The sequence below is a fragment of the Actinacidiphila sp. bgisy144 genome (assembly GCF_057708105.1).
Genome location: NZ_JBYIRM010000071.1, coordinates 1 through 9,021, shown reverse-complemented (window position 1 = coordinate 9,021; position 9,021 = coordinate 1). Strand labels below are relative to the sequence as shown.

Below are 9,021 nucleotides of genomic sequence, written 5' to 3'. Positions count from 1 at the left end.
GCCCGCGTCCTCCAACGCCTCCCAACACGTCTCCAACAACACCCGCTGCTGAGGATCCATCCCCAACGCCTCACGCGGACTGATCCCAAAGAACTCCGCATCGAACCCACCCGCACCCTCCAAGAACCCACCCACCTGGGCATAACCCGCACCCCCGTCACCGGCATCCGGGTCCGGCAGGCCGGCCACGTCCCAGCCACGGTTCGCCGGGAACCCCGACATCGCATCGGAGCCCCCCGCAACCAACCGCCAGAAACCCTCCGGATCCTCCACCCCGCCCGGGAACCGACAACCCATCCCGACAATCGCTACGGGTTCCTGCTCGCGTGCCTCTATCTTCCGCAGGCGTTCCTTGGTCTCGTAGGAGTCGGCCGTTACCTTCTTCAGGTAGCTGAGGAGCTTCTCGTACTCTGTCATCTCAGTCATTGGATCAGGAAACTCCTAGCTCTTTAGCAATGAAGTCGAAGACTTCATCAGCCAAGGCCGACTCAAGTCGCGGGTACCTCAGAGAGGATCGATTCCAGCTGGATGAGCTGGGTGAAGACCGCCGGTTCACCACCACATGCGCAAAGATCTCCGGGCACAGGTGCCTGGCGAGCTCGGCCGGTGTCGGGTGGTCGGACACCAGGGTGGCGGGAAGACTCGGCCCCTTCTCGCCTGCGAGCCTGTTGCGCGACTCCAGCGCGGTCAGTGAGTCGATGCCCATGTCATGGAAGGCCAGCTGGGGATCGATGTCCCCAGGGCCGGCGTGGCCCAGAGCCACGGCGACAGCAACGGCGACGGCCGCGATCGGGCAGGCGAGGGCGCCCACCGCCAGACCCCGTTCCGTCGTCAGTCGCTCAGCATCGCCCCGCCGCAGACGGGGCGGGCCAGCGTCGGCCAACTGCCCCGTTATCCCCGAGGCATGAGCCCACACTCCCCATGCCAGCGACGCGGCCCCGGCCCCGGCCTCGGCCTCGGGCGCGGCCCCGGGCTCGTCCCGGCCACCGTGCAGCACCGGAACCCACGTCCCCGCATTCCCATCCGCCATCGCCGGCAACGCGCCATCCGGACTCGACTCGGAGAAGACACCCACGCCCTGGGCCCGCATCGGATGCCGACCCTCAGGTGTCCGCTGACGGCACGGCGGATCGGCGTGTCAAGGGGCGCTGAAAGTCGCTCCGTCCCACGCCGGGCGACCCGGCAGCAGAGACGCGAAGAGCACCGCAAGCCGGTCGTCCCCGACCGGGCAGCGGCGACTCGCCCCCGAAGACACGCAGCAGGCTCACCGGCCGATCTTCCAGTCCGTCATGGGAGGAAGCTCACCACGTGGGCGGACGGCCCGAAATGACGCCGTTCCACCAGGCGCCCACCGGGGGGGCACCCCGATCATCCCGTCCCGCCCGGGTGCCGAGTCGGACACGCGGCGCACCTCCAGGTGGGCGGACGCCCGGGGACCGCGAGGTTACTGGTCGACGCCATCAAGGGCCACGGCATCCAGCCCGGCGGTCGCGCATGAAGGGCGAGCGACGGGGGCACGTCGCATATGCGTCGCCAATCATCCTGCTGGTACGAGCACTTGGAGTGGCATGTCCGTCCTGCCTGCCGATGATGATCTGTGGTGCCGCCGCTACCACCCGTCCCCCACGGCCACGGCGCGCCTGGTGTGCTTCCCGCACGCAGGCGGCTCGGCACCGTTCTACTTGCCGGTCGCAACGGCTCTCAGCCCTGATGTGGACGTCGTCGCCGTCCAGTACCCCGGGCGTCAGGAGCGCCGCGCGGAGCAGCCGTTGACGGATGTGGACGCGTTCGCCGAGCGGATCCACGACCTCCTGCTGCGGCAACCGCCGCTTCCTGTCACGTTCTTCGGCCACAGTCTCGGCGCCACCATCGCCTTCGAGACCGTCCGTCGGCTGGAGGCGGGCGGTAGCGAGGTCACGCACCTGTTCGCGTCCGGTCGCCGCGCCCCATCCGCTCATCGTGAGACGCGCTGCATCCACCGGCGGGACGATGACGGCATCCTGGCCGAGGTGCGCCGGCTGAACGGGACGGTCACGAGCGTGCTCGGTGACCAGGAGCTGATGCGGGCCGCCCTGCCGTCCTTGCGTGCTGACTACCAGGCGGCTGAGACCTACCGGTGCGCCCCGGATGCGATCGTCGACTGCCCGGTCACGGTCCTGACCGGCGACAACGACACGGAGACCACGGTGCCCGAGGCCCAGGCGTGGGAGCGGCACACCACCAGTACGTGCACTGTCCACACGTTCCCGGGCGGGCATTTCTTCATCACGGCGCACGTGGACGCGATCACCGCCCTGCTCAAGGAGCACTTCGCGCGAACGACCGGCTCCGACCGCGGGACGGCGATTCGTCCTTGACGACTGGGTGACCGGCGCGCGAGCCGGTCACCGCCCCTTACCGCGCCCGGAACACCCGGGCGCACGGGGCCGATGTCGGTCCGGCACCGGCCCGGCACCGGCGTCCGTCCGGCCGGCCAACACCTCTACCGCCTCCGCCATGCAGCGGTAGGCGGTAGGCGGGCGGCGGTGGATGTGCTCCCGGTGCCGCACCGCGCTGCTCAGCGGCGCAGACCTTTCACGTCGTAGGGGCGAGGCGGTCGGACACCACCTTCACGACCCCGGCGATCTCCTTGACCAGGTAGAAGTGCCCGCCGGGGAAGACCCGGAAATCGAAGCCGCCTTCCGGTGCCTGCTCCTTCCAGTCCCTGACCTCCTCAATGCTGGCCTCCCGGTCCCGTTCCCCGACGATCGCGGTCACGGGGCAGTGCAGCGGGTCGCCCGCGACGTAGCGCCACCGCCCCACGGCCGTGTAGTCCCCGCGGAGCGTCGGCAGGACCATGTCCACCACTTCACGGTTCTCCATCGCCCGCGCCAGCGGGCCGCGCCGCGAGAGGATCTCCGCGACGATCTCTTCGTCGTCGAGCAGGTGGTGCGTTTCCTCGCGGTAGCGGGTGGGGGCGCGCCGGCCGGAGACGAAGAGGTGCGCGGGCTGGCCCGGGTGGTTCTGCTGGAGGCGCCGGGCTACCTCGAAGGCGAGCACGGCGCCCATGCTGTGGCCGAACAGCGACAGCGGACGGTCCAGCGACCTGGTCAAGGCGTGGGCTATGTGGTCTGCCAGGGTGGGGATGTCGTCGATGCAGGGCTCGGCCCGCCGGTCCTGGCGTCCTGGGTACTGCACGGCGAGGACGTCCACGGTCGGCGCCAGCGCCTGCGCCATCGGAAGGAAGTAGGGGGCGGAGGCACCCGCGTGCGGGAAGCAGACCAGGCGGTTCTTCGCGTGGTCGGCAGGCGCGAACCGCCTGAGCCACAGGCTCTCTTCTTCCGAACCGTCGTCGATTCCCATGCGGTCCCTCCTGGTGTTCCTGGTCGATGCCCACCTGGTGTTCCTGGTCGATGTCCAGACCTGCAACAGGGTTCACGCGCCCTCCGGGAGTGCCGCCCACGTGTGCGCGGAGTCCGGCGGCAGGACGCTGACGGTGACCTCGACCACCGCGTTCTCCGGTATGCCGCCCCCGCGGCGGCTGATCTTCTCGATCAGCTGTGACGCGTGCTGGCCGGTGATGCCCGCGAGCAACCCGCGCAGCTTCTTGATCTTGTCGGGGCCTCCTATGAGCATCTTCACCCGGTCCGGCCGGTGTGTCTCCGGAAGGAGTTCGACCGCCTCCCATGCGTCGTCGCCGACCCGCTCGTACCGGACGCAGAGCTCGGTGGCGCGCTTGGTCTCCGCACCGACCCAGACCTGTCCCGCGGGGGCGGCGCTGGCCAGTTGGAGGCACCGGCCGACGACGGAGCTGTCGAGGGCGCGCAGGGTGCCGTCGCCGGGACGGTGGCTGTGGATCGAGTCGGTGGAGACGACGGCGACCCGGACCGCCGACGGCGGGACCTCGCCGTCGGCGGCGTCGTGCAGGGGCCGGGCCCGTTCAAGCGCGGCATGGATCGCCAGGGCTGCCTCGACGGCACGATCGGGGGCGTGGCCGGCGTCGTCGAACAGGACCCAGCTCACGGACGCCATTCTGCTGATGACCACACCGCCGTGTCGGCTGACCTCACGGTCCACCGTCGCGGCCACCGCGCCGGCAGCGAGCGCCGTCTCGGCGGCGTCCGCTTCGGGCTTGCGCTCCGCCTCTCCTACGACGGCCATCACGGCGACCAGGTGTTCTTGGGGCAATGGCCCCTCGTCGCCTCCCGTGGAGACGAGCTCCGGGCGGTAGGGCTCGGCGGGCCCGTTCTCGGGTGGCTCGACGGCCGGCACGGCCGCGTCGTCCAGGGCGGCGGTCGGCCGGGGAACCGCCACGATGGCGCTGTCGCCGAGTTCGGACATGTCACCGCCGTTCCAGTCCAGCCGGGCATCCTGATTGAGGATCAGGTATTCGAGTTCCTGGAGCTCCCGGCTCGGCTCCAGTCCATGGGCTTCGATCAACGACACGCGGGCGCGGCGGTAGATGTCGAGCGCGTCCGACTGCCGTCCGCACCGGTACATCGCGAGCATCAGCTGTGCCACGAGGCGTTCGTGGGACAGCTCTCCAGCGGCGAACAGTTCGATTTCCGCAATCACCTCACGGTGCCGTCCGCAGGCGAGTTCGGCATCGAACAGTTCCTCGACGGCGACGAAGTACGCGTTCTGGACCGCGGCGGCCTCGGGCCACGCGGTGCATGTCTCGGCCAGGTCGGCGAGGACCGGGCCGCGCCAGACGTCGAGGGCTTCGCGGAGCGCTCGGCGCGCGGATTTCCAGTCCGCGTCGGCGGCGTACGCACGGCCCCGTTCGGTGCGTTGCGTGAACAGGTTGAGGTCGATGCTGCTGGGTTCGACGCGTAGCAGGTACCCGGGTGCGTGGGTGAGCAGCAGGGGCGGGTCGGCGCTTGCGTCGTCGTAGGCCAGCATTCCGCGCAGCGCGGAAGCCGCATTCTGCAGCATCTTCCGCGCCGTCGGCGGAGTGCGGCCGTCCCAGAGCGAATCGAGCAGCTTGCGCGACGGGACGATCCGATTCGCCCTGAGAAGCAGCATGCCCAGCATTGCGCGCTGCTTGATCCCGCCGAGTGGCACGACCCTGTCCTGGGAAACCACTTCCAGTGGACCTAGGATATTGAACTGCAATTTATCCTCCTCCGATGCGCGACACAGTTCGCCCACAGTTGCACAGGTCTGCAAAATTCTCCGAATTGGCTGAAGGAATTCACGGACGATCGAGGTTGCTGCCGACGCCATTGGCGGCACAAAGGAACGCATCCGCACTGCGCCATAGGAAAAGAGCGGCGCGAGTGACGAATTGCGATGGATTCACATATTTCATGGGCCAGTCGCGATCGGAAATCTGGATGCGGTTCCCGGATTCCTCGGCCCCAATGAATTTTCTTGTCGGCGGTTCGCCTTTTCGGGAGGCGCGACGCTCACCTGCCGCCCGGCTACCGCACGAGGACGTCGCGGTCGTACCGGACTCTCGCGTGGGCCTCGACCTGCGCGGAGAGCGTCATCCGCAACCGCTGCACCAATCCCGCCATCATCCCTGCGGTCCTCCGATCGCCGCCCCCGAGCTACATGGGAGCAGTGTGAAAAAATGTGGTTATGCGTACACACCGGTCCCTTGCGCCTCCTACGGCACACTTCCTTAAACTCTCCCCCTGCACACGCCGCGAAACCCAGGTAACAGTTGAAATACGATTCGCACCGGCAGAGGTTCGCAAAATCGCCTTGAAAACCCGGTTCGTCCAGGTTCTTCCCGCACCAATGTTCGTAAAATTTTGGCATGGTGACCCAAAGTCAGGAGAATCCGCCCCAGCGTCATGCTCGCGCTACCCGCCGCGGACCTCAAGGACGTGATCGCTGTGTCCCCGTCGGCTGGGCGGGCTCACGGTTGAGCCGGGTGGTCGGTACGGTGCCGATCGACGTGGCGGGCGACATGCGGCGCGGCCCGCGGGCATGCGGTGGCCGCGCAGGGGTCGGTGAGCGGACGCACCGTCAGAGGACGCCGTCCTCGTACCCGGCAGGCCGGCCTTCGAGGATCACGGTCTTGGTCTCGAGGTAGGGCAGCAGCCCCTCGCGTCCACCTTCACGGCCGATGCCGGACTGCTTGAACCCGCCGAACGCGATACCGAGGTCGCTGCGCAGCGCGTTGTGGCCGACGGTGCCGGAGCGCAACTGCCCGGCGACTTCGCGGGCCCGGTTGACGTCGTTGGTGAACACCGCCGCGTTGAGACCGTAGATGGTGTCGTTGGCGATCCGGACCGCGTCCTGCTCGTCGGCCGCGGGGATGACGGACAGCACGGGGCCGAAGATCTCCTCCTGGGCGATCACGGACCGGTTGTCGACGTTTCCGAACACGGTGGGCTCGACGTACCAGCCACGGGTCAGGCCCTTCGGACGACCACCGCCCGTGGCCAGCGTGGCCCCTTCCGCGACGCCCTTGGCGATGTATCCCTCGACCCGGTCCCGCTGCCGGTCGGCCACCAGCGGCCCCATCTGCGAGCGCGGGTCGAACGGGTCCCCCACGCGCACCCGGGAGAACACGCCGGCGAGGGCATCGACCAGTTCGTCGTGCCGCGAGCGGCTGACCACGATCCGGGTCAGCGACGCGCAGACCTGGCCGGTGAGGAGGCACTCGGCCTGGGCGAGGCTGCGCGCGGCCGTCTCGAGGTCCATGTCGTCGAGGATCACCGCGGCGGACTTGCCGCCGAGCTCCAGCGTGCAGCGGGCCACGCGCTCGCCGCAGATCGAGGCGATGTGCCGTCCCACGGCCGTCGACCCGGTGAAGGTGATCTTGTCCACCCGCGGGTCGCGCACCAGCAGTTCGGACACCTCACGGTCCGCGGTGACGACGTTGAGCACGCCGGGAGGCAGTCCGGCCGCCGCGGCGGCCTCGGCGACAAGGTAGCCCTCCCCCGGCGCCTCGGGCGCCGACTTCAGGACCACCGTGCACCCGGCGAGCAGCGCGGCGCCGACCTTGTTGCTGATCATCCCCATCGGGGCGTTCCACGGGATGATCGCACCGACCACACCGGCCGGCTCACGGACGATCATGCCGAACTGTCCGCCGGCGGTCGGCTTGACCTGCTCCTCGAACGGGAACGTGCCGGCCAGTGCGGCGTACCGCTTGAAGGTGGACTCAGCTCCTGTGCCGGCGTGCGCGGCGAAGGTGTACAGGACCCCGGACTCGCGTGGCCAGATCTCGGCGATGTCCTCGCCGCGGAGCCTGAGTTCCGCACCGATCGCCCGAAGGTACCCGGCCCGCTCGGCGGGCGTCAGCCGCGGCCAAGGGCCTTCGTCGAACGCCTCCCGCGCCGCCGCGACAGCCCTGGACATGTCGGCGGCCTGCGCCTGCGCGACCCTGAAGTAGAGCTCCTCGGTCGCGGAGTCGACCACGTCGATCGTGGCGCCGGACGACGGCACCACCCACTGACCGCCGATGAAGAAGCGGTCCGTCCGACCGATCGGCGCCTCCGCGAGTCCAGCCAGGCTCATCCGGTCACCCTCCCGATCGCCGCCTCCGTGGCGCTCATGCTCGCCTGCGCCGGAGCGACGCGTAAATGACGCTCCTCCTACGATCCGCCACTGCGGGGTAACTGGGGACTTTCCTTCCGGGGCTCTGCCCGTTCGGATTCCCGACGGGCCGTCAGTGCTCGGCCAAGCCGACCATGGGGCTCTGCTAGGCTGCGATCGGCCCCTTTTCAAGGCTTCGACGTCTCTCCTCGAGTTTCGTCAACACCCGTGGCAATTCAACAGAATGGAACAGCGTGGACATCGGCTTCCGGGAAGCAACCGGTCCGACGCCGGGATCCGGCAATGTCCAGCCCAGGAAGCTGCTCCTGCGCGCACTCGCGGGAGAGCGGACCGAACGCCCGCCGATCTGGCTGATGCGGCAGGCCGGACGCTACCTCCCCGAATACCACGAGGTCCGTGAGGCTGCCGGCGGCATGGTCGGGCTGTGCACCACCCCCGAACACGCCGTCGAGGTCACCCTCCAACCGCTGCGCCGCTTCCCCCTCGACGCCGCCATCGTCTTCTCCGACCTCCCGCAGGTCGCCGCCGCACTCGGCCAGACCCTGGACTACAAGGTCGGCGAGGGACCGGTACTGGCACCACCCGTCCGCTCGACCGCGGACATCACCGAATTCCTCAGCGCCTCCCGCCTCCACGAGGAACTCGCCCCGATCTACGAGACCGTCCGGCAGCTCACCCACGCCCTCCCCGCCGACACGGCCCTGATCGGCTACGCCGGCGCACCCTGGACCATCGCCACCTACATGGTCGAAGGACGCGGCGGCGCCGCGTCCGAGCACTCCGTCGTCAAACAGTGGGCCATGCGCGACCCCGACGGATTCCAGCCCCTGATGGACCTGCTCACCGACGCCATCATCCAATTCCTCAGCCGCCAGATCGAAGCCGGCGCGGAGGCGGTCCAGTTGTTCGACAGCTGGGCCGGCATCCTTCCCGACATCCTTTTCGACCGCTGGTGCGTCAAACCCGTCGCCACCATCATCAGCGCGCTCAAAGCGCAGTACCCCGGCGTTCCCGTCATCGCCTTCCCCCGAGGCGCCGGCCTCAACTACAACGGCTTCGCCGAGGCGACCGGCGCCGACTGCATCGGTCTGGACTCCACCGTCCCCCTCACATGGGCCGCGCAGAACATCCAACACGAGCTGGGCCGCTGCGTGCAGGGCAACCTCGACCCCCAACTCCTGATCGCCGGCGGCCCCGCACTCCACACCCAAACGGAACGCATCCTGCGCGGCCTCAGCGGCGGCCCCTTCGTCTTCAATCTCGGACACGGCATCGCCAAGACCACACCCATCGACCACGTCACCGCCGTCGTCGAGCAGGTGCGCGCCTGGAACACCCCCACGGCGTAGGACCGACCGGAAACCCCCGCCGCCCACCCCGCACCGCGCGGGTTCCGCACGCGGTGGCGGGAGCGGCGTCCGCTGCGACCGTCACCCGACCCGGAGCGGAAGACACAGCGGACCTCGGGCGTTGCGCCCGCCCCAGACCACCGTGGAGGGGTCCTGGAGGGTGAACTCGGGAATCCTC

The 9,021-nt window shown here is 69.1% G+C and carries 7 protein-coding genes; 2 read left to right on the top strand and 5 right to left on the bottom strand.

All coding sequences use genetic code 11. The features are described 5' to 3' along the window. Both AC3EVP_RS36520 and AC3EVP_RS36515 read right to left on the bottom strand, forming a co-directional pair. On the bottom strand, positions 1-417 hold a 417-nt coding region (locus AC3EVP_RS36520), incomplete at its 3' end, for a beta-ketoacyl synthase N-terminal-like domain-containing protein (RefSeq protein WP_435138001.1). 13 nt (positions 418-430) lie between these two features. Next, positions 431-811: an acyl carrier protein gene (locus AC3EVP_RS36515; protein ID WP_435137998.1), complete on the bottom strand. Its 381-nt coding sequence runs from the start codon at positions 809-811 to the stop codon at positions 431-433. A gap of 757 nt (positions 812-1,568) precedes the next feature. Here AC3EVP_RS36515 and AC3EVP_RS36510 point away from each other — a divergent pair. Continuing rightward, positions 1,569-2,357, top strand: a complete 789-nt coding sequence (locus AC3EVP_RS36510) for a thioesterase II family protein (RefSeq protein ID WP_335984365.1) — start codon at positions 1,569-1,571, stop codon at positions 2,355-2,357. Positions 2,358-2,574: 217 nt separating this feature from the next. Here AC3EVP_RS36510 and AC3EVP_RS36505 read toward each other — a convergent pair whose 3' ends face one another. The 3 genes from AC3EVP_RS36505 to AC3EVP_RS36495 all read right to left on the bottom strand — a co-directional run bounded on the left by AC3EVP_RS36505 (position 2,575) and on the right by AC3EVP_RS36495 (position 7,455). Next, entirely contained in the window at positions 2,575-3,342 is a 768-nt protein-coding gene (locus tag AC3EVP_RS36505; protein ID WP_335984366.1) for a thioesterase II family protein, read from the bottom strand. A gap of 72 nt (positions 3,343-3,414) precedes the next feature. Next, a complete protein-coding gene (locus AC3EVP_RS36500) occupies positions 3,415-5,094 on the bottom strand; it encodes an AfsR/SARP family transcriptional regulator (RefSeq protein WP_435137993.1) in 1,680 nt (559 codons plus the stop codon). A gap of 861 nt (positions 5,095-5,955) precedes the next feature. Further along, on the bottom strand, positions 5,956-7,455 hold the full coding sequence (locus tag AC3EVP_RS36495) for an aldehyde dehydrogenase (protein ID WP_335984368.1): 1,500 nt from the start codon (positions 7,453-7,455) through the stop codon (positions 5,956-5,958). Positions 7,456-7,727: 272 nt separating this feature from the next. Here AC3EVP_RS36495 and hemE point away from each other — a divergent pair, with 272 nt between their 5' ends. After that, entirely contained in the window at positions 7,728-8,843 is a 1,116-nt protein-coding gene (gene hemE / locus AC3EVP_RS36490; RefSeq protein ID WP_335984369.1) for a uroporphyrinogen decarboxylase, read from the top strand. Positions 8,844-9,021 lie beyond the last annotated feature (178 nt).

Excerpts from the sequence above, each read along its gene's own strand:
- AC3EVP_RS36510 (WP_335984365.1), top strand. The coding sequence starts at position 1,569 with ATGTCCGTCCTGCCTGCCGATGATGATCTGTGGTGCCGCCGCTACCAC.
- AC3EVP_RS36505 (WP_335984366.1), bottom strand. The coding sequence starts at position 3,342 with ATGGGAATCGACGACGGTTCGGAAGAAGAGAGCCTGTGGCTCAGGCGG.
- AC3EVP_RS36495 (WP_335984368.1), bottom strand. The coding sequence starts at position 7,455 with ATGAGCCTGGCTGGACTCGCGGAGGCGCCGATCGGTCGGACGGACCGC.